The 24,718-nt window shown below is 36.2% G+C and carries 27 protein-coding genes; 16 read left to right on the plus strand and 11 right to left on the minus strand.

Translation table 11 applies throughout. From position 1 onward, the window contains the following. Positions 1-112 precede the first annotated feature (112 nt). From NX902_RS06655 to NX902_RS06665, 3 genes are all read right to left on the minus strand, one after another. A complete protein-coding gene (locus NX902_RS06655) occupies positions 113-988 on the minus strand; it encodes an SDR family oxidoreductase (RefSeq protein WP_047943119.1) in 876 nt (291 codons plus the stop codon). 488 nt (positions 989-1,476) lie between these two features. Next, positions 1,477-1,971: a YajQ family cyclic di-GMP-binding protein gene (locus NX902_RS06660; protein WP_163187649.1), complete on the minus strand. Its 495-nt coding sequence runs from the start codon at positions 1,969-1,971 to the stop codon at positions 1,477-1,479. 167 nt (positions 1,972-2,138) lie between these two features. Beyond that, the gene (locus NX902_RS06665) at positions 2,139-2,354 is read right to left on the minus strand and encodes a hypothetical protein (protein ID WP_341160664.1); all 216 of its coding nucleotides are present in this window, start codon (positions 2,352-2,354) and stop codon (positions 2,139-2,141) included. 153 nt (positions 2,355-2,507) lie between these two features. Between NX902_RS06665 and NX902_RS25815 the strand changes: the two genes are divergently transcribed. Then, positions 2,508-2,585 (plus strand): peptidoglycan-binding domain-containing protein, encoded by a 78-nt coding sequence (locus tag NX902_RS25815; RefSeq protein WP_445668880.1) that lies wholly within the window; start codon positions 2,508-2,510, stop codon positions 2,583-2,585. 290 nt (positions 2,586-2,875) lie between these two features. Here NX902_RS25815 and NX902_RS06670 read toward each other — a convergent pair whose 3' ends face one another. After that, positions 2,876-3,724 (minus strand): hypothetical protein, encoded by an 849-nt coding sequence (locus NX902_RS06670; protein ID WP_249937918.1) that lies wholly within the window; start codon positions 3,722-3,724, stop codon positions 2,876-2,878. A gap of 239 nt (positions 3,725-3,963) precedes the next feature. Continuing rightward, complete coding sequence (locus NX902_RS06675) at positions 3,964-4,110, minus strand: hypothetical protein (RefSeq protein ID WP_341160665.1); 147 nt, start codon at positions 4,108-4,110, stop codon at positions 3,964-3,966. Between the two features lie 417 nt (positions 4,111-4,527). On the opposite strand from NX902_RS06675, the gene NX902_RS06680 reads away from it, so the two are divergent. Further along, positions 4,528-5,409 (plus strand): CvfB family protein, encoded by an 882-nt coding sequence (locus NX902_RS06680; protein ID WP_095330052.1) that lies wholly within the window; start codon positions 4,528-4,530, stop codon positions 5,407-5,409. Between the two features lie 504 nt (positions 5,410-5,913). Here the strand turns inward: NX902_RS06680 and NX902_RS06685 are convergent. Continuing rightward, positions 5,914-6,045, minus strand: a complete 132-nt coding sequence (locus NX902_RS06685; RefSeq protein WP_082138337.1) for a DUF3941 domain-containing protein — start codon at positions 6,043-6,045, stop codon at positions 5,914-5,916. Positions 6,046-6,135: 90 nt separating this feature from the next. Then, positions 6,136-6,996 (minus strand): DegV family protein, encoded by an 861-nt coding sequence (locus NX902_RS06690; protein ID WP_095330044.1) that lies wholly within the window; start codon positions 6,994-6,996, stop codon positions 6,136-6,138. A gap of 207 nt (positions 6,997-7,203) precedes the next feature. On the opposite strand from NX902_RS06690, the gene NX902_RS06695 reads away from it, so the two are divergent. Together NX902_RS06695 and NX902_RS06700 are read left to right on the plus strand one after the other, a co-directional pair. Further along, positions 7,204-8,028, plus strand: coding sequence for a YitT family protein (locus NX902_RS06695; protein ID WP_095330043.1), 825 nt, complete (start codon positions 7,204-7,206; stop codon positions 8,026-8,028). 13 nt (positions 8,029-8,041) lie between these two features. After that, positions 8,042-8,404, plus strand: coding sequence for a hypothetical protein (locus tag NX902_RS06700; RefSeq protein WP_095330042.1), 363 nt, complete (start codon positions 8,042-8,044; stop codon positions 8,402-8,404). A gap of 132 nt (positions 8,405-8,536) precedes the next feature. Here the strand turns inward: NX902_RS06700 and NX902_RS06705 are convergent, their stop codons facing one another. The 3 genes from NX902_RS06705 to NX902_RS06715 all read right to left on the minus strand — a co-directional run bounded on the left by NX902_RS06705 (position 8,537) and on the right by NX902_RS06715 (position 9,829). Then, positions 8,537-8,722, minus strand: a complete 186-nt coding sequence (locus NX902_RS06705; RefSeq protein WP_095258823.1) for a DUF3813 domain-containing protein — start codon at positions 8,720-8,722, stop codon at positions 8,537-8,539. Beyond that, a complete protein-coding gene (locus tag NX902_RS06710) occupies positions 8,723-8,875 on the minus strand; it encodes a hypothetical protein (protein ID WP_162837581.1) in 153 nt (50 codons plus the stop codon). A 135-nt stretch (positions 8,876-9,010) separates the two neighbouring features. Continuing rightward, positions 9,011-9,829 (minus strand): Cof-type HAD-IIB family hydrolase, encoded by an 819-nt coding sequence (locus NX902_RS06715; protein WP_095330041.1) that lies wholly within the window; start codon positions 9,827-9,829, stop codon positions 9,011-9,013. A 330-nt stretch (positions 9,830-10,159) separates the two neighbouring features. Here NX902_RS06715 and NX902_RS06720 point away from each other — a divergent pair, with 330 nt between their 5' ends. The 4 genes from NX902_RS06720 (at position 10,160) to NX902_RS06735 (ending at position 13,880) form a co-directional block, all read left to right on the plus strand. Continuing rightward, positions 10,160-10,948 (plus strand): alpha/beta fold hydrolase, encoded by a 789-nt coding sequence (locus NX902_RS06720; RefSeq protein WP_341160666.1) that lies wholly within the window; start codon positions 10,160-10,162, stop codon positions 10,946-10,948. Between the two features lie 119 nt (positions 10,949-11,067). Next, complete coding sequence (locus tag NX902_RS06725; RefSeq protein WP_095330039.1) at positions 11,068-11,376, plus strand: metal-sulfur cluster assembly factor; 309 nt, start codon at positions 11,068-11,070, stop codon at positions 11,374-11,376. Positions 11,377-11,509: 133 nt separating this feature from the next. Then, positions 11,510-12,511, plus strand: coding sequence for a GTP 3',8-cyclase MoaA (moaA, locus tag NX902_RS06730; RefSeq protein ID WP_095330038.1), 1,002 nt, complete (start codon positions 11,510-11,512; stop codon positions 12,509-12,511). Positions 12,512-12,614: 103 nt separating this feature from the next. Further along, positions 12,615-13,880: a molybdopterin molybdotransferase MoeA gene (locus NX902_RS06735; RefSeq protein ID WP_171509442.1), complete on the plus strand. Its 1,266-nt coding sequence runs from the start codon at positions 12,615-12,617 to the stop codon at positions 13,878-13,880. Between the two features lie 54 nt (positions 13,881-13,934). Here NX902_RS06735 and NX902_RS06740 read toward each other — a convergent pair whose 3' ends face one another. Then, complete coding sequence (locus NX902_RS06740) at positions 13,935-15,620, minus strand: L-lactate permease (RefSeq protein WP_123257238.1); 1,686 nt, start codon at positions 15,618-15,620, stop codon at positions 13,935-13,937. A 254-nt stretch (positions 15,621-15,874) separates the two neighbouring features. On the opposite strand from NX902_RS06740, the gene NX902_RS06745 reads away from it, so the two are divergent. The 8 genes from NX902_RS06745 to NX902_RS06780 all read left to right on the plus strand — a co-directional run bounded on the left by NX902_RS06745 (position 15,875) and on the right by NX902_RS06780 (position 24,699). Further along, on the plus strand, positions 15,875-16,603 hold the full coding sequence (locus NX902_RS06745) for a FadR/GntR family transcriptional regulator (RefSeq protein ID WP_095330035.1): 729 nt from the start codon (positions 15,875-15,877) through the stop codon (positions 16,601-16,603). Between the two features lie 434 nt (positions 16,604-17,037). Further along, positions 17,038-17,757, plus strand: coding sequence for a (Fe-S)-binding protein (locus NX902_RS06750; protein ID WP_123257239.1), 720 nt, complete (start codon positions 17,038-17,040; stop codon positions 17,755-17,757). A 17-nt stretch (positions 17,758-17,774) separates the two neighbouring features. Next, positions 17,775-19,202: a LutB/LldF family L-lactate oxidation iron-sulfur protein gene (locus tag NX902_RS06755; RefSeq protein ID WP_163187651.1), complete on the plus strand. Its 1,428-nt coding sequence runs from the start codon at positions 17,775-17,777 to the stop codon at positions 19,200-19,202. Then, entirely contained in the window at positions 19,202-19,918 is a 717-nt protein-coding gene (locus NX902_RS06760) for a LutC/YkgG family protein (protein ID WP_095330032.1), read from the plus strand. The genes NX902_RS06755 and NX902_RS06760 overlap by 1 nt, the downstream gene beginning before the upstream one ends. Positions 19,919-20,476: 558 nt before the next feature. After that, positions 20,477-21,511, plus strand: coding sequence for an N-acetyl-gamma-glutamyl-phosphate reductase (gene argC / locus NX902_RS06765; RefSeq protein WP_095330031.1), 1,035 nt, complete (start codon positions 20,477-20,479; stop codon positions 21,509-21,511). 12 nt (positions 21,512-21,523) lie between these two features. Next, positions 21,524-22,759 carry a bifunctional ornithine acetyltransferase/N-acetylglutamate synthase gene (gene argJ / locus NX902_RS06770; RefSeq protein ID WP_283959615.1) on the plus strand — a complete coding sequence of 412 codons (1,236 nt, stop codon included), beginning with the start codon at positions 21,524-21,526 and terminating at the stop codon, positions 22,757-22,759. A gap of 12 nt (positions 22,760-22,771) precedes the next feature. Next, on the plus strand, positions 22,772-23,545 hold the full coding sequence (argB, locus tag NX902_RS06775; protein ID WP_095330029.1) for an acetylglutamate kinase: 774 nt from the start codon (positions 22,772-22,774) through the stop codon (positions 23,543-23,545). After that, positions 23,542-24,699 carry an acetylornithine transaminase gene (locus NX902_RS06780; protein WP_095330028.1) on the plus strand — a complete coding sequence of 386 codons (1,158 nt, stop codon included), beginning with the start codon at positions 23,542-23,544 and terminating at the stop codon, positions 24,697-24,699. The genes argB and NX902_RS06780 overlap by 4 nt, the downstream gene beginning before the upstream one ends. Positions 24,700-24,718 lie beyond the last annotated feature (19 nt).

Here is a 24,718-nt window from a genome sequence, read left to right on the forward strand (position 1 = left end):
TAGTGTTGCCAGTTTAGCTAGATTTTAAAAGGAGAGAAGCGAATTGTTTACATTAAAAAAAATCGCTCGCAAAATGCATGCGAGCGATTCTGAGTGAATTTATATAAAAAGATTAGCCGTTAACAATCGTACCGCCGTTGACATGGATAACCTGTCCAGTTACATAGGTAGAATCATTGCTAGCTAAATATACATACGCTGGGGCAAGTTCACAAGGTTGGCCAGCACGTTTAAAAGGAGTATTTCCTCCAAAAGAAGCAACTTGCTCACTATCAAAAGTAGATGGGATAAGTGGCGTCCAAATTGGCCCTGGTGCTACCCCATTGACTCGAATTCCTTGTTCCGCAAGAGAGCCTGATAAGGAACGAGTGAAAGCCGTAATAGCTCCTTTTGTTGCGGAATAATCAATTAATGTCTCATTACCTTTATACGCAGTAATAGACGTTGTATTAATAATCGCATCTCCTTTTTGTAAGTGGGGCAGAGTGGCTTTTGTTAAGTGAAACATTGAGAAAATATTGGTGCGGAAAGTTTTTTCTAATTGTTCTGACGTGATATCTAGAATGCTTGATTGTGGATGTTGCTCTGCAGCATTATTTACAAGAATATTAACCTTGCCGAATTCTGAAACGGTCTTTTTTACAACCTCTTTACAGAAGCCTTCATCACCAATGTCCCCAGCAAGCAGTAAGCACTTTACTCCTTCAGCTTCGACTAATTCTTTCGTCTTTTGGGCATCGTCATGCTCATCTAAGTATACGATAGTGATATCAGCACCTTCTTTTGCATAATAGATAGCAACAGAACGTCCGATTCCACTATCGCCTCCAGTGATGATAGCAGTTTTTCCTTTTAATTTTTCAGAGCCTTTATAAGAGGGATCGACATCTTTAGGTATAGGATTCATCTCTGTCTGAATGCCTGGCTGCTGATCTTGATGCTGTGGTGGAAATGTTTGTTGTAATTGTTCCTTATTACTATTAGTCAATTCAATCACTCCTTCTAATTCTGTACATGTTTACTTATTTTTCCCAAATTCTTTTAAATAAACATGGTAAAAATAGGGTTGAGTGATATGGAGTTGTGGAAAGGAAGGGGTAAGCATGATGAAAGTTGTTTGATTAAAGTGGCGTTCCTTTGTTTAATGAACACCATAACTATCTTGTTTGGAAAGAAAAGTGGTGTTCATCCGCCTGATGAACGCTATAAATACCTTTTTTTGAAGGAAAAGTGGTGTTCATCCGCCTGATGAACACCATAAATACCTTGTTTTGAAAGAAAAGTGGCGTTCATCCGCCTGATGAACGCTATAAAAACCTTTTTTTGAAAGAAAAGTGGCGTTCATCCGCCTGATGAACGCTATAAAAACCTTTTTTTGAAAGAAAAGTGGTGTTCATACACATGATGAACACCATAAATATCTTGTTCTGAAAGAAAAATGGCGTTCACCAGCTTGGTGTCCGCTGTTATTTTTCATTAACGATAATTGACAAACTGTACATCAATCGTAATTTTTGATTCATCTTTCACAGCAGCAATAATTTTTTGTAAATCATCACGGCTTTTAGCAGTAACCCGAATTTGATCGTCCTGTTGTTGAGTTTTCACTTTTAAGCCACTGTTTTTAATTAATGAATTAATAATTTTGGCATTATCTCGATCAATTCCCTGCACTAATTTCGCTCTTTGACGAACTGTACCGCCGGAAGCACCTTCGATTTTGCCATAATCCAAGTTTTTAATAGGAATACCACGTTTAAACATTTTGCTAATAAGAACATCTTTAAGCTGTTCTAATTTATATTCATCATCAGAAATAAGAACCAATTCTTCTTTATCCAGCGTCACATTACTCTTGCTACCTTTAAAATCATACCGATTTTGAATTTCTTTCATTGCAAGCTGGACAGCATTCGTAACCTCTGAAAAATCTACCTTGGATACAATGTCAAATGAACTTTCTTTCGCCATATTTACCTCCTGATTAATTGGAATTTAACACAAATTAAAAGCAACTCTGTAGTAAATCCAATTTCTTTTATGCTTGTATTATAGTAAAATGTAGCGATTTAATAAAGCCCGGTATTATCAAGGTTTGAGGGGAATCGAAATAAAACCTCCCCAAAAACCTCCCCCAATTAGCTATTTAACGCTTGTTCGAAAGCTTCAACAGATTCTCTTTCTAACTCGTCATAGTTATGGCCATATACTTCATATATCATCTTAGGAGTATTGCCCAATCGTTCAGCAATTGTTTTAACTGGAATTTTCTTTTTGCTTGCAACTAATATCGTTGCGTGACTGTGTCTAAACCATGTGGTGTAATTTTTTAAAACCAGTCTCTTTAATCGCATTAGCTATTGCGTGTTGATAAGGGATTCGGATATTGGTGTGCCACGCTGATATGAGATAAAGTCTTCTGTAAAATGATGTTATAAGAGTGGGGAATTTGATATCATTCACATTTTTTGGAGAACCAGTAGCGCAATGGAGACCTCGTTTTAGTAATCACGGCGGATGGAATCTTTGGTAATGATACTAAAAAAGCTGTACAAGCATATCAAAAATGGCATGGATTAGAGTAGATGGAGTTGTCGGTACAAATGCTTGGTTTAGTAAAAGTTATGTTATAGTACATTCAAAAAGCCTCTCATCTATGTATTAGAAGGAGGCTTTTTCTTAACTATTTTGTTTTTTTGATTTAAATTCTAAAAGATGAAAGATGAAATAAGAACTAATGCCTAATGCTGGAATTCCAATAATGAAATACCAAATGTTTTTGGGCATATAAATATTAAAATAATATAAAAATAGCACTGCCCACGCAAATGTGATTTATATATCTTAAGCTTTTTTTCATAATTTTCGCCCTTTGTTAGTATATGTTTATCCATCCATTTTTAGGTTTAGAGTCTCTTTTGTCAAGCTCTTTTGCAATCTTAGAACCGATATCATAATAGTCCATAGCAACAGCTACAGAAGCTCCAACAGCCCAAGCTAATTTATTTGCTCCCCAAGCTTTTAATCTGCTTGTTACGGTTTTAGTAAATATTCTTTGAGCTTCTTTAACACCTTTTTTCTTAATAAAACCTGTAATTGCACCAACCCCACCACCAACAGCTGCACCAATAGCTACATTTAGTACAGAACCAGCAAAATTGACGCCGATTTTTATTTTACCTTTAAATGGGTTTGCTGCTGATGCTGTTTCAGCTCCAAATAAATTTTTAGTAATAGTACTTGAAACACTTGAGACTTCGGTTGTGGAATTACTTTCAGTAGATAATTCTTCAAAACTTGTTGTTACTTCTTCTTGTGCCGCACTTAAATTATTATATGTTTCAGACTCTTCATCGAAGAAGTTTATTAAGGCTTCTTTATATGCTTCTTTTTCTTCTTCACTAACTTCTAAGAAAGAAATTTGCTCATTTACAGCTTCATTAAAATTTTTTCTTTCTTCTTTGTCCATTGATTGAATGGATATATCAGCAACAGCTTCTTCTAAATTAAAATCACTAGATAAAGCTTCTTTGCTAACTTGAGCATTCGATGGTGTTTCATCCTCCGATATTAAAAGATTTTCTACTGATGAAATAGGCTGGTTTGTCGTAGTTAATTCTGTATCAGCAAAACTTGAAATACTTGAAATACTACTAATAGTTAGTACTAAAGCTGTTAAAAAAGAAACTTTTTTACAAAACCAAATTTTTTCATTAAAATCCACCTTTTTTAGTATTTTGTGAAACTACTAATATTTTACAATTGGTAGAATAGTTCGTAAATTGATTCGACAAAATAAGTCAAAATATTAGGCGCTAGTTATGTATTTTTTGTGAACTAATAGGATTAATGAGACACAATAAAGAATCCGCGAAAGACTCCACAGACCTTAAACTTCTAATTTGAAAGCTTCTTAAATAACTTTCCTATTGATCAATCCAATAACGATGCAAAAAGTAATAATTAAGCAGTTTTTTCTGTGTTATTCCTTAAATTGTCATTAAAAAATCTATGTACCTCGTGATATCCATCAAAGTAAAAATTATACTCGGTAAAATAACCGTCATTCTCACCTTTTGCTTTTGCTAACTTCCCTCTACGTTTATACATCTTAGTATTATTCTCACGCATGTCTTTTTACACTTGCTTCAACGTGTGTTCGATTAAGTTTAGATAGACTTGCTTTAACTTAAAGGAGCAGCAATAGCAACCTTTAAATCACGATCAAGCACAGTCAACAACATTGGAAAATATATTGCATTTTCGAAAATATCTCTTTCTTCTCTCTACTCATTATTTCTGCTCTAATTATCTGCAAAGCTGAAAATAAATAAATTGCATATAACCCTTGATATATCAGTGTTTTAAATGATTTCATCATTACGTTCATTGAGCATTATTTCTCATTATAGTAAAATTAAGCAGTTGTAACAACTTTAGGCATGAAGTATTCGTTAATAAGGGAATAATTAGGATAGCAGAATATAGATAAAGTTGAAATAGACAAGAATTTAAGGAGGAAACAAAATGTCGTTAAGAGATTATATGGGACGCGTAGAAATATTAACAGTTGCTAGGATTGCATCTTTTGGGTATTTTTTGACAATTGAAGAGGAAGACGAAGATGTGCTTTTACACTTCAGTGAAACTGATCAAAAATTTGAAGAGGGGGATGAAGTCCGCGTTTTTATATATAGTGATTCACAGGGAAGAGCTTGCTCAAGTACCTTTATTCCGTCCATTGCAGTAGGTAAATACGATTGGGTGAAAGTAACAGACCGCAAAGAAGGAATTGGCTGTTTCTTTGATATAGGGCTAAAAAAGGACATGCTATTAGGGGAAGATGATTTACCAGTACATGAAGAGGTATGGCCAGAAGTGGGCGATATGCTTTATATAACATTAAAGGTAAATAAGAATAACTATTTATATGTAAAACCAGCAACGGATCCTATTATTGAAGAAATGGCAGCAAAAGCAACAAGAGAAGATTTTAATAAAAATATTCATGGGTATATTTATCGAACAGCAAAAGTAGGAAGCTGGATTTATACAGCAGAAGGCTTTAAAGGATTTATTCATGAATCTGAGCGAGGCAAGGAACCAAGATTAGGGGAAAAAGTAAATGGGCGTATCATTGATGTTAAGCTAGATGGAACTGTAAATGTTTCATTATTGCCGAGAAAAGAAGAAGCGCTTGATAAAGATTCCCAACTAATCTTAGACTATTTAATAACTCGTAAAGGCGCAATGCCTTATGGGGATAAGAGTATGCCTGAGGACATTAAGGAACGTTTTAATTTAAGTAAAGGTTCGTTCAAACGAGCGCTTGGGAGACTAATGAAAGAAAATAAAGTGTACCAAGAAGAAGGCTGGACGTATTTAAAGGAAGATAATCAAAATAATTAAAATGTAGGCGGATATAAGGGGATTTCAAAGTGGTTATAGCTTTGGAATGCCTTTTTTATTTAGAAAGATCTAGGAATTCAGGAGGTGCTCGCCTCAGAGCCCGTTTCGGCAGTAGAGAACGATAAAAGGGAAGAGAGAAGCAATCTCAGAGCCCGTTTTGGGAAAGAGAAAGCTAAAAGGGAACAGAGAACTCGCCTCAGAGCCCGTTTTGGGAAAAGAGAAAGCTAAAAGGGAACAGAGAACTCGCCTCAGAGCCCGTTTTGGGAAAAGAGAAAGCTAAAAGGGAACAGAGAACTCGCCTCAGAGCCTGTTTGGTAAAAGAAAAGCTAAAACGGGAACAGAGAATCCACCTCAGATCCCTTTTCCGCAAAACGGAATAGAGGATGATTTAGATAACTTTCCATCAGCTAGAGGTAGTGCCAAAACTGAACTGAAATCTTTCAATCAAAAAGAACTGCCTATAATCTGGCAGCTCTTTTTCTTATTCATCTAGCAACCATTTTCTTACAAATGATCTGTCTTTTTACTGTATTGATGTTTGCCTTTTTTGCGGTTTTTTTCACGCATCATGTTCTTTTCATGACGCAATGCATTATTGTCTTTTGCTTTTTTATCATTATCAGAAGTATGTGGCATAAAAAAATACTCCTTTCAACGTCAGCTTTTGTTCAGTTAGAACATTGTTAGTATGAGTGAAAGAAGTAAATTTTATACTTTTTACCGTGCTTATTCAGGTAGCTTATTTAAGAAGAAAATAGCGATTGTTCCAGCACCAGTGTGCGAGCCTACGGAGGCACCGATAGAGGAAATGAATACTTCTTTTGGCTGGAATTTTTCCATAATCATTTCTTTTACTTCCACAGCTGTTGCTTCATCATCTGCGTGGCTGATCGCGAACACTTGTTGATCCAGCTTATCTCCTCGTTCTGCTATTAGGTCAATCATTCTGCGCAGGAGTTTCTTTTTGCCGCGAATTTTTTCAAGAGGAACTAATTTCCCGTCTTCAACATGTAATAAAGGTTTTATATTGAGTAATCCGCCAAGGAATGCAGAGGCCTTCGAAACACGTCCGCCTTTTGCTAAATATTCTAGATCTTCGACAGTAAATAAGTGCTCCATATGCTCGCATAAGAATTGGAGTCGTGGTATAATTTCACTTACGTCTTTACCTTGATCGCGGAGTTTCACTGCTTCTTGAACCACTAAACCAGCACCTAATGATGCACATTTGCTATCAATGATGGTTAAAGCAAAGTCGGGATATTCCTCCTTTACTTGCTCTGAAATCATTACTGCTGTTTGGTATGTTCCAGATAATTGCGAAGAAAAAGCAATATAAATACCTTTTTCATTATTTTGAGCTAATGTTGTAAAAACATCTTTAAATAAAGCTGGCGAAACTTGTGATGTTTTTGGAACTTGTCCACTGCGTATAGCATTATAAACAGTAGCTGGTTCAATCGTTTTTAAATCCTCGTATTCTTTACCGTCTAAGTTAACCTTTAGCGGTAATAGTGTAACCTCGTTCTTCTCATAATAGGATAGAGGTAAATCACTCGCACTATCTGCTAGGATTTTAAAAGTCATATTCATTCCACTTCTTTCTTTTTTTTATAAAAACATATGGTTATTGGAGTACGGTTATGATAAATAACGATAATCTCTTTGAAAATGCCTTGTTTTTTGAAAACAAGGCATACTTATTTGTAGTTTATAAAACTTTTAGAGAAAAAACAAATGAATAGTTAAAGTGAAAATAGTAAAAATTACTATATATCGTATTGGAGGACACTTATGTATTGGTTATTAACAAAAAAATTAATCGTTGTTATCTTTGGAGCGCTATTAAATGCGATTGCTATGAATTTTTTCTTGATACCTGCTGATGTATATGCCAGCGGTTTTGCAGGAGTGGCTCAGCTTATATCCAAAATTACGCCTATTTCTACAGGGCTTTTACTATTTATCCTGAATGTTCCAATTGCAATAGTTGGTTGGATTAAAGTCGGAAAATCATTTACCTTCTTTAGTTTTTTAAGTGTTGCTTTTATGTCTTTATTTATGGAAATCATTCCGGAAACAAGCTATTCCCATGATATATTGTTAAATGCTGTATTTGGCGGTGTCATTGCGGCTGTGGGGGTTGGATTAACGTTAAAGTGGGGTGCATCAACAGGAGGCATGGACATTATCGCTATGATTCTGTCCCGTGTACAGGATAAGCCTGTCGGTACTTATTTCTTTATTCTAAATGGAGCTATTATTATCACAGCAGGTGCTATGTTCGGATGGGAAAAAGCGTTATATACGCTCGTTAATCTATATGCAGCAACGAAAGTGATTGATACGATACATACAGCCCATCAAAAATTAACGGTAATGATTATTACGAAGAAAACAGCTGAGCTAAAAGTAGCAATCCATGAAAAATTAGTAAGAGGAATTACGATTTTGCCAGCAAGAGGAGCATTTTCCAATGAGCCAAAGGAAATGCTAATGATTGTCGTGACTCGTTATGAGCTATTTGATATCGAACGAATCATTAAAGAAGTGGATCCCCAAGCATTTACAAATGTTGTGCAAACAACAGCCGTACTAGGTTTCTTTAGAAAAGCTTAAAGGAGGAACGATATTGAAAAAAACGACTGTCGTATTCTTATGCATGTTAATTAGCAGCTTCCTGCCGTTTCTTACCATAACAGCAGCAGCTAACTCAGGAAAAGAGCAAGTCAAGATAGAAGATGTAACTGTTAGTGGTACAAGAGGGAATTATCTTGTGGAAGGAAAAGCAACTACGACAGGCACCATTTTTTATTCTGTCGAAGATGGTCACAATGAATTCATCGCAAACCAGAAATTACAAGTTAGTAATAACCAATTCTCACTGCAAATTCATATAGAGGAAAAAGATTTACCGACGAATGGAACAATCATTATATTTTTTTCTGAAGAGGGAAGAGATCCCTATTCCGTAGTGCTAGAAACATTTTCGTAATTGATATAAAAAAGCGAATTGCTACTCCGGAGTAAACTTTCGGTAATGAAAAAGCAGCCCCTAAAAGGCCGTTCTCCCAAGCATTTGTTTTTCTATCGCTTATGGAGGGTTCCTTCTTGGACTGCTTTTTTATTAGTGTGTCTGAATTTGCTCTAGCTCTTTTTGTAATGCAGCTAATTGGTGTTGTTCGGCTGATGTGGTATTTGCGTAAGCAGAGCTTATGGCATTTTTTGCTTTATCCACTAAGCCATCATTACCATTTCCATATTTAGCTGCCTCAACTGCTTGTCTGGCTTCTTGAAAAAGTCTATTTCCCATTTATTCTAATCCTCCATGAGACTGTCTTTCATTTGACATTTTATAGCTCTCAGCTTCAGCATATGTCATATGATAAGGGATACGTTCGGAATGCTTGGATACGGAATCTACTCCTTGTTGTACGAAGCGTTTCGATTTATTTCGTTTTCCCATTGATGATCCCTCCGAGTGTTAGAGTATAATTGGAAAGACAGAAAGAAGCATTGATTTTCCCGGAAACAGTAGTGACTGTTTCGCTTATAGTATGGACGATATTTTAGTCTTTAAAGACGGTAATGATAACCAGCTTTAGCGAACACGAAGATTTAAAGCTTCGTTTAAATATACAGCAATTCCGTCTTCTTCATTGGATAAAGTAACATCCTTAGCAAGGGTCTTTAGTTCATCAATCGCATTTCCCATAGCAACACCTTTACCGGCATACTCAATCATTTCAAAATCATTGTCTTCATCGCCGAATGCGATAATATTTCTTTGTGGGATTTGGTAGTAATCAGAAACTTTTTGTAAGCCAATCGCTTTATTTATTCCTAATTTAACAATTTCGATTACATGAAATGGATCTGCCCAGCGGCGATGTTCAATTAGATCGGCGTGAACTTCAGATAAATGCTTGCGAATGGCTGCAACATGTTCTTCCTCCGCATGAATAAGGATAGAAGTAGGTGCTGCTTCTAAAAATTCTAATAAATTTCCGACAGTTACTTTTGGATTTCCTAATGAAAAAATATCAATCAATTTCTCATCGTGATAATGATAATAAACCTCATCCATTACTTCCGCAATAATATTGTGAAATGAGTAATCATTGCAGGCGGCGACAATATCCCTTGCTGTTTGTATATCAAGGGGAGAATGATAAAAGCCCCAATCGGTATCCTTTGGATGATGAATAAAAGCTCCATTAAAGTTAACGATAGGAGTATGTAAATTTAATTCATGATAAATCGCTTCACTTGCGCGGAAGGGTCTCCCTGTTGCAATCATTACTTCATGACCATCCTCCATTGCTTTTTGGATGACTTTTTTGGTAAGAGGAGAAATAGTTTTATCGTCTTTTAATAACGTTCCGTCAAGGTCTAAGGCAATTAGATGTTTTTCTGTCATAATGTCTCCTTTAGTGTCAATATAGTAATTTTTATTCTAGCTTTAAGGGGCGTAATTTTCGAAAAAAAAGCCACTTCATGTTACACTTACTTATACATATAAAATATTATTACACTTTATTCGTTAATTCTACTTTCACTTATGTTAAGTTATGTAAAATCAATGATAGAGATAAATCCCTTTCTATTCTTTGCCGTTTTTTCGCTTATGGCATGATTAGGGGGAAATAACAGTCCTTAAAGTCCGATTGGTTTCCCTAATCATCAAAGAGGAAGTTATCCTTTATTTTACATGAATCATTTATTTTTTTCCAAAAAGGAGGGCTGAACGATGATTTTGGTTGAAAAATTACATATAGAGGAAATACCTGTACTGCATATTGTAAAAAAAGACCACTATGATCAAAAACGACCATATATTCAATTTTCCCATGGCTTCACTAGTGCAAAGGAACACAATCTTCATTTCGCTTATCATTTAGCAGAGAAGGGGTTTCGTGTTGTATTGCCTGATTGTTTGTATCATGGAGAGCGAGACCAAGGATTATCAGCGATGGAATTAAACATGCATTTCTGGAATATCGTGATGAAAACGATTGAGGAAATAGAAGTGATAAAAGATTATTTCAGCGAAAAAGAGCTAATCGATGAACAATATATTGGGATTGTAGGAACAAGTATGGGGGGAATCGTTACATTAGGTGCATTAAGAAAGTATCCTTGGATTAATACGGCAGTAAGCTTGATGGGAATGCCATATTATGAGAAATTTGCCCATTATACCATTTCGGAAGTAAAGAAGAGGGGCTACGAGCTTCCATTAAGTGATTATGAAATTGAAGATTTAATTAAACAGTTAGAGGAATTGGACCTAAGTAAGGCACCAGAAATGTTACAAAAACGTCCTCTTATGTTCTGGCATGGTAAAAAAGATGAAGTTGTTCCTTATGCTTATTCCCACCAATTTTATGAGCATATAAAACCTTTATATAAAGATGCGCCAGATCGCCTAAAATACCTTTCTGAAGATAATACTGGCCATAAGGTAAGCAGAAGAGCCATGCTGAAAACGGTGGAATGGTTTGAGAAACATTTAGCAGAAGGATTAGTAAAAGCGTGATTCAAATCCTTTTTTTAAATCATAATTATTTGTTATAGTGTAACTATAAAGATAAAGCTTCCTTTTTAGAAGATAGATAAATACGTTTTACCATAAATAAAAATAAGGGGTGCCTTTGAATGAATGAAGAATTAAAAGACAGTATAATGGGTGCACTAGAGCTTGTTATCGATCCGGAGCTTGGAATTGATATTGTAAACTTAGGATTAGTTTATGACTTAGAACTGAATGATGAGGGATTATTGGTTGTAACCATGACGCTAACTGCAATGGGATGTCCGCTCGCAGGCGTTATTGTGGATCAAGTAAAAGCAGCTTTAACAGATATTCCAGAAGTTAAAGATACAGAAGTAAATATCGTTTGGTCGCCAGCTTGGACAAAAGATAGAATGTCCAGATATGCAAAAATTGCCTTAGGCGTACGATAAACCGTGAGTGAGGAAGAAGGGAAACCTTCTTTTTTTCTTTGTTTTTAATATACTGTATATTATGAAAAATGGTATGATAAAAAGATAAATGTGAAACTTTGGTGAATGTATAGGGAAAGGGAGTGAGCATGATATGAAGGATCTTTTAAATCGCCCATTGAGAGATTTGCGCATTAGTGTGATTGATCGTTGCAATTTAAGGTGTCAATACTGCATGCCGAAAGAAATTTTTGGTCCAGATTATCCCTTTCTTCCTCCAAGTGAATTATTAACTTATGATGAGATAGAAAGAATAGCTAGGATATTTGTAAAATTGGGAGTCGAGAAGATTAGGTTAACTGGTGGAGAACCATTGTTACGCAAGGACTTGCCAGTGCTAATTGCCAGACTTATTCAACTAGAAGGTCTAGAGGATATTGCATTGACTACAAATGGAATTTTTCTTCCTAAATATGCCCGTGATTTAAAGCAGGCTGGTCTTAAGCGAGTAAATATTAGTTTAGATAGTATAAATGATGAATTATTTGGTCAGATGAATGGACGCAATGTAGGGGTAGCTCCCGTAAAAAAAGGAATAGAGGCAGCGCAAAATGCTGGCTTAAGTATAAAAATAAACATGGTAATCAAAAAAGGAATGAACGATTCCGAAATAATTCCAATGGCAACCTATTGTAAAGAAAATGAGCTAGAACTTCGGTTTATTGAATATATGGATGTTGGCAGTACTAACGGATGGAAAATGAAGGATGTTATTACCAAAAAAGAAATATATGCGAAATTACAAGAGTCTTTTGAATTGGAGCCTGTAGAGGCTGATTATTTTGGGGAAGTAGCTAAAAAGTATAAATATAAGGATGCAAGTGTGCTGGTCGGCTTCATTACCTCCGTTTCCGAATCGTTTTGCTCTAGCTGTACAAGAGCGCGGCTCTCTGCAAATGGCCAACTATATACCTGTCTTTTTAATGGGAATGGCCATAATATTCGTGATTTTCTTAGAGAAGGAGCAGATGATCCAGCTTTAGAAGGCTTTATAAAAAACATTTGGGAACAAAGAAGGGATCGTTATTCCGATGAAAGAACGGAAGAAACAGTAAAACAGCGAAAAAAAGTCGAAATGTCTTATATAGGCGGATAAAATGTCGCAAATTAAATGACAAAATCAACAGAAGAGATTTGGAGGAATGGTGGAAGGATATACATCATTCTTTTTGGTTCATGGAAATAAGGAGTGAAAGTCGATGACAGTGGAAAATAGAGTTCCTATCCTAATAGAAGAGGCAATAAGCAGAGTGATGGAACACAAGAGAGAAGGAGAAAAGGAATATGTTTCAATCTATCATTGTAATGGCCGTTATTTAAGTGAAGATATAAAAGCAATACATGATGTGCCTAAATTTAATCGTTCCAGCTATGATGGATTTGCAATACGAGCAAAAGATACAAATGGAGCATCATGTGAAATGCCTGTTGAGTTTGAAATAATTGATGAAATTGGTGCTGGGCAAGTTTCGACCAAAAAAATAGGTGAGTACCAAGCAATCAGGATTATGACAGGAGCCATGTTACCACGTGATGCCGATGCAGTAGTTATGCTTGAGAAGACGGTAGAGCGGAAAAAAAATGGCCAAACATATATAAAAATAGATCATATGTTACGTAAAGGAGAAAATATCTCTTTTCAAGGAGAGGATGTAAAAAAGGGGGAAGTCTTATTAAAAAAAGGAACTAAAATCAATCCAGGAGTAGTGGCGGTTTTAGCAACATTTGGTATAGAACAAGTTCCAGTTGCCAAAAAACCAACTATAGGTTTATTTGCAACTGGAACGGAATTATTGGAAGTGCATGAGGAACTGGAGGAAGGAAAAATAAGGAACAGCAATGCCTATATGATACTAGCACAAATTGAACGAGCAGGAGCGGTTCCTCGCTATTTCGGCAAGTTGCCAGATGTCATGGAAACAAGTTTTGAAGCTATTCGCCAAAAAATAGATTCGGTTGATATGTTGATAACAACAGGTGGTGTTTCAGTTGGCGATTATGATTTATTGCCAGAAATTTACCGTAAGCTTGGAGCAGAAGTTCTTTTTAATAAAATTGCGATGAGGCCTGGCAGTGTCACTACGGTAGCGAATTTAAATGGAAAATTATTATTTGGACTTTCAGGGAACCCATCTGCTTGCTATGTTGGTTTTGAGTTATTTACAAATCCGATCATAAAAAGCCTTTTATTTATAGAAAACCCGCGCTTACCTATTGTGGACGCGGTATTAAAAGAGAATTTCCCAGATGCCAATTCCTTTACTCGACTTATTAGAAGTAAGGTATCTATTGTAAATGGAAAGATAGAAACTCGGACTAGCGGTATGGACAAATCAAATATTGTTAGTAGTTTGGCATCTGCCAATGGGCTTACAATTTTGCCAGGAGGGGAATCTGGATACAAATGTGGGGATATAGTAAAGGTAATACTGTTGGAAGAGGTTCAGAATCAATTATTATTGTAGATCGGAAAAAGAAGAGCATTTTCATCTAAGAGACTGCTCTTCTTTTTAATTTTTTTAAGGGATCATCCAAGAAAGTACATTGTGTTGCAGGAAAGTAATGAGACATACTATTAATAGTAGGAATACACTATGTTTTAAGGTAAAGCGTAGTAGCTCGGATTCTTTACCAGCAAGACCAACAGCTGCACAAGCTACAGCGATAGATTGTGGAGATATCATTTTTCCAGTAACTCCTCCACTTGAGTTAGCTGCAATAGCAAGGACAGGATCCATACCAACAGACATTGAAGTTACTTTTTGCAGATTTCCAAACATTAAATTGGCAGATGTGTCAGATCCAGTAATAAATACACCAAGCCACCCCAATACGGGAGAAAAAAATGGAAATAAAGCTCCTGTCTTAGCTAAGGTCATTCCAAGTGTTGTCGACATACCAGAGGCATTTGTTACATAGGCAAAACCGACTACAGATGAAATGGTTAAAATTGGAAATTTCAACTCATGAAGGGTCTCCTTTGCTGTTGCATACACATCTTTCCAAGAAAGGCGGGCAATATATTTTGTTACAATACAAGAAAATAAAATGGCAGTTCCGGCAGCTCCTAACACTTCTAATTTGAAAATAGCTGCAACTGCTTCACCAGTGCCATTAATAATTTTATTGTTAAGTAATGGAACTTCTGGCAGAAAAGTCAATCGTTCCCCCAACCCATTAATACCTTTTAAAATAAAATTTGTCCCTTCATAATGGCCAGTTAGTGCATTTTTTATAACAGGTATCCCCCAAAGGGAAATGAAAGCAGTTAATACTAAAAAAGGAGACCATGCATGAAAAATCTGACCAGGAGAGTATGTAGGATCTGGAGCTTTTTTTATCTCAGCTGAAGCGGCTGTTTCTAATTCACCTTTAAATCGGAAAATTGTTTTTGGTTTCCAGAACTTTAGTAAAATAACTAATGCAAATAAGGAAACTAACGCAGATAAAATATCAGGCAATTCAGGTCCGAGGAAGTTAGAAGATAAATATTGTGTAAGTGCAAATGATATACCTGATACTAAAATAGCAGGAAGTACTTCCCATACACGTTTAAAACCCGCCATAATAATGACAAGATAAAATGGAATGAATACGGAAATAAAAGGCAATTGTCGACCAACCATTTTTGATATTTCAAAAGCCGGAATACCAGTTGGTCCCTCAACAGCAGTAATTGGGATACCTATCGCTCCGAATGCAACAGGTGCCGTGTTAGCTAATAAACAGATGCCTGCAGCATATAATGGATTAAAGCCTAATCCAGCTAAAAGAGCAGCAGAAATAGCAACAGGTGCTCCAAAGCCAGCAGCGCCTTCTAAAAATGCCCCAAATGAGAAAGCTACAAGCAATGCTTGAAGTCTACGATCCTCTGTAATAGACAAAATAAAATTTCGTATGATAGAAAATTGTCCGCTTTTCACTGTTAATTTATATAAAAGCACTGACGTGACAATAATCCAGCCAATAGGTAATAAGCCATAAACAATGCCTTGGCTCGCAGACATAATACTCATTCCAACAGGCATATTGAAAGCGGTTACGGAAAGGAGTAAAGCAAGAAGCAGGGTTGTAATTCCAGCCATATGTCCCTTCATGCGTTTGATGGCAAGTGCCCAAAAAAAATATAAGATTGGAATTACGGCAGCTATCGCGGATAATGCTAAATTGTCGCCAACAGCAGTGAAGTCTTGAGTAAACGTCATTATTTCAGCCCCCTTAATTTTTTACTTACGATTTCTTTCTAATGAATGTTTGATCTAAATTATCAGATGAAGTAATCGTTATCATAAATAAATTGTAAAATATTAGGTCATCTGATGACTCGATGAACCTATTATAAAATGAGAGTTTTTAAAAAACAACATAAAATTGACAATATTATGTCTTTTTTTATGCAAAATGTAACTTTTAGCAGTATAATAACAATAAAAAGGATGAACGCGTTGGAGGTAGAACGATGGAATTTAAGCAGATCCGTCCAAAAAAAATTTATGAAGAAATTGCAGAAGCCTTGCATGAAGGAATTCGCTCAGGAGCTTTAAAGCCTGGAGAAAAGTTGGCATCTGTACAGCAGCTTGCCGAAAACTTCCAAGTAAGCCGTTCAGCCGTAAGGGAAGCACTTTCCGCATTAAAAGCTAAAGGGTTAATTGAAATGAAGCAAGGGGAAGGTACTTATGTGAAAAGGTTTGAAGCCGATCAAATTTCTTTTTCTTTTCCTACAGCAATTTTGATGAAGGAAAAAGATCTAAATCACCTCCTTGAAGTAAGAAGGATTATGGAGGTAGGTGCTGCAGCTGCAGCAGCGAATAAACGTACAAACGAAGATTTGCAAAAAATGAAACAGGCGCTAGAAGAAATGAAACAGGCAAATGGAGTAGAAGAATTAGGTGAAAAGTCAGATTTAAACTTCCATTTAGGCGTAGCAGCAGCTTCACAAAATCCTTTGCTGGTAAATTTATTGCTCAACGTTTCTGATATAATGCAGGAAGCAATGAAAGAAACAAGACGTTTATGGCTGTTTTCTAAACAAACAACAACGGAACGACTTTATGAGGAACATCTTACTATTTATGAGTCTATTTTAGAAAAAAACGCGGAAAAAGCGAGTGAGGCGATGCTTTATCATTTACAAAAGGTAGAAGCAGTGCTTCAAAAGTATTTTGCTGAAAAAGAACAGAAGGTATGATCCGCTATTGCAAAATTGATATTTGCATTTTTTATTCTTGCAAATTTTAGCGACAAAGTCTATATTAATGAAAGCGCTTCATGGAAATATTTATTTAAAATTACTGTAATGAGGATGGAACATAAAATATATAGGACTTGGTATAAACCGCTGTTTATTTAGACATACATAATCTCAAATGTCTCACTAATCCCAGCTGAGTATGCTTGTGTTCTGGTTGTTCCAACCTTCCAACTAATTCATTTTTCTAAAATCTACTAATTTTTAGGAAGTAGTCTAAATAAGCAAAATCAAATAGGGGGGAAGTATGTAACTCTTTTTATCTATTTATCGTGAGCCAGTCTTATTGTAAACAAGTCATCTGATGACCTGTTCATAGGAATATAAACATCAAATGGGTAGTACATTTATTCTTAAAAAGGGGGATATTTAGGATGAAAGTGACATTATTTGCTACATGTCTAGTTGATATGTTTCAAAGTGATGTGGGAAAAGCAACGGTGGAATTATTAGAAAGACTAGGATGTGAAATCGATTTTCCTGCGACACAAATATGCTGTGGCCAGCCATCTTATAATAGTGGGTATGTAAAGGAAACAAAGGAAGTGATGAAAACAATGATGAAATCCTTCCAAGATGCAGAATATATTGTCTGCCCTTCTGGTTCTTGTGCCTATATGTTCCATGAGTATCAGCATATTTTTAAAGGGGATCCAGTATGGGAGCCCATTGCAAAAGAACTTGCTGCTAAAACATTTGAACTAACACAGTTTATTGTTGATGTTTTAAAAGTGGAAGATGTGGGAGCAACTTTCAATGGGAAGGTCACCTATCATACATCCTGCCATATGACGAGATTACTAGGGGTAAAAGAGGCTCCTATTAAGCTATTAAAAAATGTAAAAGGAGTAGAGTATACTGAATTACCATTAAAAGAGAATTGCTGTGGTTTTGGAGGAACTTTTTCTGTGAAAATGGGGCAAATATCTGAGCAGATGGTGGACGAAAAGGTAGCTTGTGTAGAATCAACAAATGCCGAGTATGTAGTTAGTGCAGATGCAGGCTGCTTAATGAATATTGGGGGAAGAATTACTCGCAAGGGTAAACCAATTAAAGCTTTACATATAGCAGAAATTTTAAATAGTCGAGCCTAACAGGGGGATGAAAAGCTATGTCGATGAAAACAAGTTCACAAAAATTTAAAGATAGGGTGTCTACAGAACTAGGAAATGACTTTATGCGTGGAGCTGTCTCCAAAGCACAGCAAACGATTCAAACGAGAAAAAACAATGTGACAGAGGCAATGGGAAACTGGGAGGATTGGCGTTCGCACGGGGAAGAAATTCGCCAGCATGTTTTAGAAAATTTAGATTATTATTTATATGAATTAAGCGAACAGGTGGCAAAACGTGGCGGTCATGTCTATTTTGCTAAAACGGCAGAAGAGGCAAGTGCCTATATTGAACAAGTGGCAAGAGATAAAAACGTGAAAAAAGTAGTAAAAGCAAAGTCTATGGTAACGGAGGAAATCTCGTTAAATCAAAAGTTAGAAGAGGCAGGCTGTGAAGTAATTGAAACAGATTTAGGAGAATATATTCTGCAAGTAGATGACCATGATCCTCCATCTCATATTGTGGTTCCGGCCTTGCATAAAAATAAAGAACAAATCCGGGATGTATTCACAAAAAAATTAAACTATACAAATACTGAAAAGCCAGAAGAATTAGCATGGCATGCAAGACAAGTGCTTCGAAATCAATATTTAACGGCAGATATGGGAATTACAGGCTGCAATTTTGCTGTAGCAGAAACAGGCTCGATTACACTCGTAACAAATGAAGGTAACGCTGATTTAGTTGCAGCACTTCCGAAAACACAAGTTGTCGTAATGGGAATGGAGCGCATTGTTCCCACGTTTAATGAAATGGAAGTATTAGTGGGGATGTTGACAAGAAGTGCCGTTGGCCAAAAGCTTACAAGTTATGTAACAACATTAACGGGTCCAAAAGAAGCTGGGGATGTGGACGGACCAGAGGACTTTCATCTAGTGATTGTAGATAATGGTCGTTCAGATATTTTAGGTGGAGAGTTTCAATCTGTTCTCCAATGTATTCGCTGTGCAGCATGTGTAAATGTTTGCCCTGTATATAGACAGGTTGGTGGACATTCCTATGGCTCTATTTACTCTGGACCAATTGGAGCAGTACTTTCTCCACTATTAGGTGGATATGAAGAATATAAAGAGCTTCCCTATGCTTCTACTCTTTGTGCTGCATGTACAGATGCATGCCCAGTTAAAATCCCGCTTCATGAGCTGCTGCATAAGCATCGACAAGTAATAGTCGAAAAGGAAGGGAAAGCCCCAATCTCTGAAAAAATGATATTCAAAGCATTTGGCATCGGTGCTTCTTCGCCAAAGCTGTATAATATAGGCTCGAAAATCGCACCAGCTATGACGAAACCATTAGTAAAAGGAGACAAGATTACAAAAGGGATCGGAATGTTAAAAGAATGGACAGATATTCGTGATCTTCCTGCCCCAAATAAAGAGAGATTTCGTGATTGGTTCAAGAATCGAGAGAAGGAGGAGGAAAAATAATGACAGGAACAATCCATAACAGAGATGCTTTTCTTGAAACCATTGCATCGAGATTGGGCAGACAAAGAAAAATAAAACTTGAAAAGCCAAAATGGAATTATTGCCCACAAGAAGAAGTGCTTAAAGATGCGTCAAAGGATGAGTTAGTTGAAGTATTAAAATCCCAATGTACACTTATTCATACTGATTTAGTCATTACTTCACAAAAGGAATTGAACCATACACTTCATCATTTAATAAAAGAATTTGGTGGCGGGAAGATTGTTACTTGGAAAGATCCACGTTATCAGCAATATGGATTAGAACCACTATTAAAAGAGAAACTGCCTGATGAGAATATCGATGTCTTTGAATGGGATGCCTCCTTAGGAAAAGAAAATATTTCTAAAGCAGAACAAGCGAATATAGGGATTACCATAAGTGAACTTACGTTAGCGGAATCAGGTACTGTTGTTGTGTATAGTGGAAAAGATCGTGGCAGAACAGTTAGTTTTTTACCTATAAATAGTATTGTAATCGTTCCAAAAAGTACAATTGTGCCAAGAATGACGCAAGCAGCAAAAGTTTTACGGGAAAAAGTACAAAACGGAGAAGTACTCCCATCTTGTATTAATTATATCACGGGGCCAAGTAACTCAGCAGATATTGAAATGGATTTAGTAGTTGGTGTTCACGGACCTGTAAAAGCTGCCTATATTGTGGTAGAAGATCTATAGATAAGCATTTTGTGAAAATTTCTGACACCACGAGATAAAACCCTCATATGATGATGTTGTTAAATGAATTTCTATTGACGGAAATTTTAGGAAGAGAATGAGAGATTGATATTTGATTAGATTGTTTTTATAAATTTTGCTGTTTAGTGCCTGCAGTCTGAATACACTTCCCTTTCGACAGTCACTCGAGTATTTGCAAGAAGTAGAATGTCCCTTAAGTTTTTACAGGAGGCTAAGTGTATTTTGGCTGCTTTGTTTTTGATGAATTTTGTATTTTTATAAAAGGCATATATCGTGCAGGCTTAAAAATTTTTATGAAATTTCTGCTGATAATATCCTTTATTCTAATCATTTTCGTTTTGTTAAGTCTCTCTCATCGCTAATTATGGAAATGTTATCCTCAAATACCTTATTAATTATCAGAAAAATGAGAAAACTATTACTTTTATGAAAAAGTGTTGATTTTATATGAAGTAGTTTTTATAATAAGAGAATCTTAGGTTAATAAATATAAATAAAAATGATTAAATATACATTTATACTCGGAAGGAGGAAGTTATGAAAGTATCTATAATTGGTACAACAGGATATGGTGGTGCAGAATTAATCAGAATTTTGCATAGTCATCCTTCATTCACAATTAAGTCTGTACATACAACAAGAGATGAAGTCCCAGTATGGAATGAATATCCTCATTTATTTAATATAATGGACAACAAACTAGAACCAATTAATCCAGAAAAAATAGCAAAAGAATGCGATATTGTTTTTTTTGCTACTCCTACAGGTGTATCCGGAAAGCTCGTTCAAGAATTCGCAGATAAAGAGATTCAAATGGTTGATTTATCTGGGGATCTGCGCTTAAGGAGTACAGGTGATTATCAGACATGGTATAAAAAGGAGCCTGTTTCCACTGACCTTATTGATAGCTTTGTTTATGGGCTTTCTGAATGGAATAAAGAAAAAATTGCTACCAGCACGAGAATTTCCAATCCGGGATGTTATCCGACTGCCACCCTCTTAGGATTAGCACCCCTAGTAAAAGAAAACTTGATATTGCCAAATAGTATTATTGTGGATGCTAAATCTGGTATTTCAGGAGCGGGTAGGAGTCCCTCAAGAGCTAATATGTTTGCTGAGATGAGCGAAAATTTTAAAATTTATAAAGTGAATGAACATCAGCATATTCCAGAAATAGAACAACAATTAGCTGATTGGAATTCTGAATCGAAAGCTATTACTTTTTCTACCCATCTTATGCCGACAAGCAGAGGATTAATGGCAACCATATATGCTACCTTAAATAAAAGTGTCACAAATGAACAAATTCATGATTTATATACAGAAATTTATGCAAACAGTCCTTTTGTGCGGGTGAGACCACTTTTTACCTATCCTTCGATAAAAGAAGTTAAAGGCTCTAATTTTTGTGATATTGGAATAAATGTGGATGAACGGACTAGCAGGATAACGATCGTATCGGTTATTGATAATTTAATGAAAGGGGCTGCGGGTCAGGCTGTTCAAAACGCAAATATTATGAATGGCTATGAGGAAACAGCTGGTTTGCAGTTTCTGCCGCTTTACCCATAAGGAGGAGCCAACGTGCAGATTATGAATAATATTCAATCCCATATAGAGGAGATAAAGGATGGGAATATCGTATCACCAATTGGCTATAAAGCTGCCGGTGTCCATGCTGGACTTCGATACAATAAGAAAGATATTGGCGCAATAGTAAGTGCCGTTCCAGCAAATTGTGCCGCTGTATACACAGCAAGTCACTTTCAAGCTGCACCATTAAAAGTAACGCAGGAATCTATTGCCAAAGAAAAACGAATTCAAGCAATTGTCGTAAATAGTGCTTGTGCAAATGCATGTACAGGGGAAAAAGGCTTAAAGGATGCCTATGAAATGAGAAAGATCATGGCCAATTATCTTCAAATAAAGGAAGAATATGTGGCAGTTTCTTCAACAGGTGTGATTGGTGAATATCTGCAAATGGATAAAATGGAAAAAGGAATTAATCAATTAATCTTTCATTCTACTCCCCAAAATGCAGAAGCATTTCAAGAAGCCATTTTAACGACTGATACAGTAATGAAAAAATGTTGCTATTCTGCAACTATTGCGGGGGTAACTGTTACGATGGGAGGAACAGCAAAGGGATCTGGTATGATTCATCCTAATATGGCAACAATGCTTGGATTTATTACGACAGATGCAGCCATCCCATCGGAAGTTCTTCAAGCTGCGTTAAGTAAGGTGATTCCTACTACCTTTAATCAAATTACAGTAGACGGAGATACTTCTACAAATGATACAGTCCTTGTACTGGCAAATGGCATGGCAAAAAACGAACCTCTTACCGAAGAGCATCCGGATTATCCGGTCTTTTTGGAGCTTTTATCTATAACATGTGAGAGTCTGGCTAAACAGATTGCTAAAGATGGTGAAGGGGCAACAAAGCTAATTGAAGTAAAGGTTTCAGGAAGCAATAATGACGAAGAAGCACGCATTATTGCGAAACAAATAGTAGGCTCTAATTTAGTGAAAACTGCCATTTATGGATCAGATGCTAACTGGGGAAGAATTATCACCGCTATCGGTCAAACAAAAACAGCCGTTAATCCATCAAGAGTAGACATAGCGATTGGCGATATCCTTATGCTTAAGGAAAGTGAACCACAGTCGTTTTCAGAACAAACGGCAATCGAGTATTTAAACCAAGATTTTATTCAGATATTTGTAGATTTGCATAATGGCAAGGGCGAAGGAAAAGCCTGGGGCTGCGATTTATCTTATGATTATGTCAAGATAAATGCCAGCTACAGAACTTGAGGTGATACTGTAGTGAAAACCATTGTTATAAAATGTGGCGGAAGTGTAATCGATCAACTAACATCAGAATTTTTTACTAGTTTAAAAAGGTTAAAGAATAAAGGCTATCAACTAGTTTTCGTCCATGGAGGCGGTCCTGATATCAATGAAATGCTTGATTATTTTCAAGTGAAAGCTGCCTTTCACAATGGACTTCGTAAAACGACGAAAGAGGCGTTGGAAATAGTCGAAATGGTCCTGTCAGGCAAAACAAATCGTAAGCTTGTTCAGTTATTAAGAGAACATGATTTGAATGGGATTGGACTCAATGGAACGGATAATAATTGCATAAATGCTTCTCTTATTGATGAAGAAAAGCTTGGACTAGTCGGAGAGGTATCCCAAGTTAATATCAGGTTGCTTTCCTCCCTTTTAGAAGAAAATTTGATTCCCGTCCTAACACCATTAGGGATTACAGAAGACGGAAGAAAATTAAATATTAATGCAGATTATGTAGCATCGGCAGTTGCGAAGTATTTACATGCCGAACAATGCCTTTTTGTAACAGACGTGGCAGGAATTTTAATAGATGGAGAACTTCAAGCAAGAATGGCACAAGAGGAAATCACTCATTACATCAATACTGGACAGATCAATGGAGGCATGATTCCGAAGGTTACCTCTGCTATCGCAGCACTGGAAAGTGGGTTAAATAGTGTCATGATTATATCAGGAAAAAAACAGTTTTTTGATGGTGAAGAATTAATCGGAACAAAAATTGTTGTGAAAGAAGGGATTGTAGAATGAGTCATTTATTCCCAACCTACTCAAAATGGGAAATAGAGCCAGAATCTGCACAGGGGAGTTATTTGTATAGTAAAAATGGTGGCGTTTATTTAGATTTTACTTCAGGAATAGGAGTATGTAATTTAGGGCATTGCCATCCAGAAGTAAAAGATGCTGTTGAACAACAGTTAAATAAATTTTGGCATGTTTCGAATCTTTTTCCATTAGAAGTGCAGGAAAAGGCAGCAGAAATATTGACGAAGGCATCAGGGTTAGATCTTGTTTTCTTTGCGAATAGTGGGGCAGAGGCAAATGAGGCAGCCATTAAACTAGCTAGAAAAGCAACAGGAAAAACAAAAATTCTTACTTTCCAGCAATCCTTTCATGGCAGAACCTTTGCAACAATGTCAGCAACAGGTCAGGATAAAATAAAGCAAGGCTATGGACCGATGCTGGAGACATTTGAGTATATTCCATTTAACGATTTAAATGCATTAAAAGAACAATTAACAGAAGACGTAGCTGCCGTAATGCTTGAAATAGTACAAGGAGAAGGCGGTATATATGTAGCTTCTCAAGAATTTTTACAAGGTGTTGAAGCAATTTGCAAAGAAAAGGGTGTCTTGCTGCTAATTGATGAAATTCAAACAGGAATGGGTAGAACAGGAAAAGCTTTTGCCTTTCAACACTTTGGTATTAAACCTGATATTATTAGTGTGGCAAAAGGAATGGCAAATGGAATTCCAACAGGAGCTATTGTGGCAGATGGAAAGCTAAAGGAGTTCTTTGGTCCAGGAAGCCATGGCACCACATTTGGAGGGAATCCTTTAGCGATGGCAGCAGCTGTTAAAACGATGGAAATAATCTTTGAACCAGCTTTCTTAGAAGAAGTAAAGAAAAAAAGTGAATGGGTATTTAGCCTTTTAAAAGAAAAATTAGCCGGAAATCAACATGTAAAGGACATTCGAGGTTTAGGATTGATGATTGGAATTGAATTGGATATACCCGTTGCTTCGATATTAGGAGAATTAAGAAGAGAAGGCTTAATCGTTTTAAATGCTGGGGAAAAGGTTATACGTTTATTGCCAAGTCTTAATACTTCACAGGAAGATTTTATTAAGGGAATGGAAATAATACAAAAAAGTTTAAATATTCATGCAAAAGTAACAATCTAATATGTATTTTTTTGCATGA

Source organism: Niallia sp. FSL W8-0954 (genome assembly GCF_038005605.1).
In the GTDB taxonomy this organism is placed as follows: Bacteria; Bacillota; Bacilli; order Bacillales; family Cytobacillaceae; genus Niallia; species Niallia circulans_A.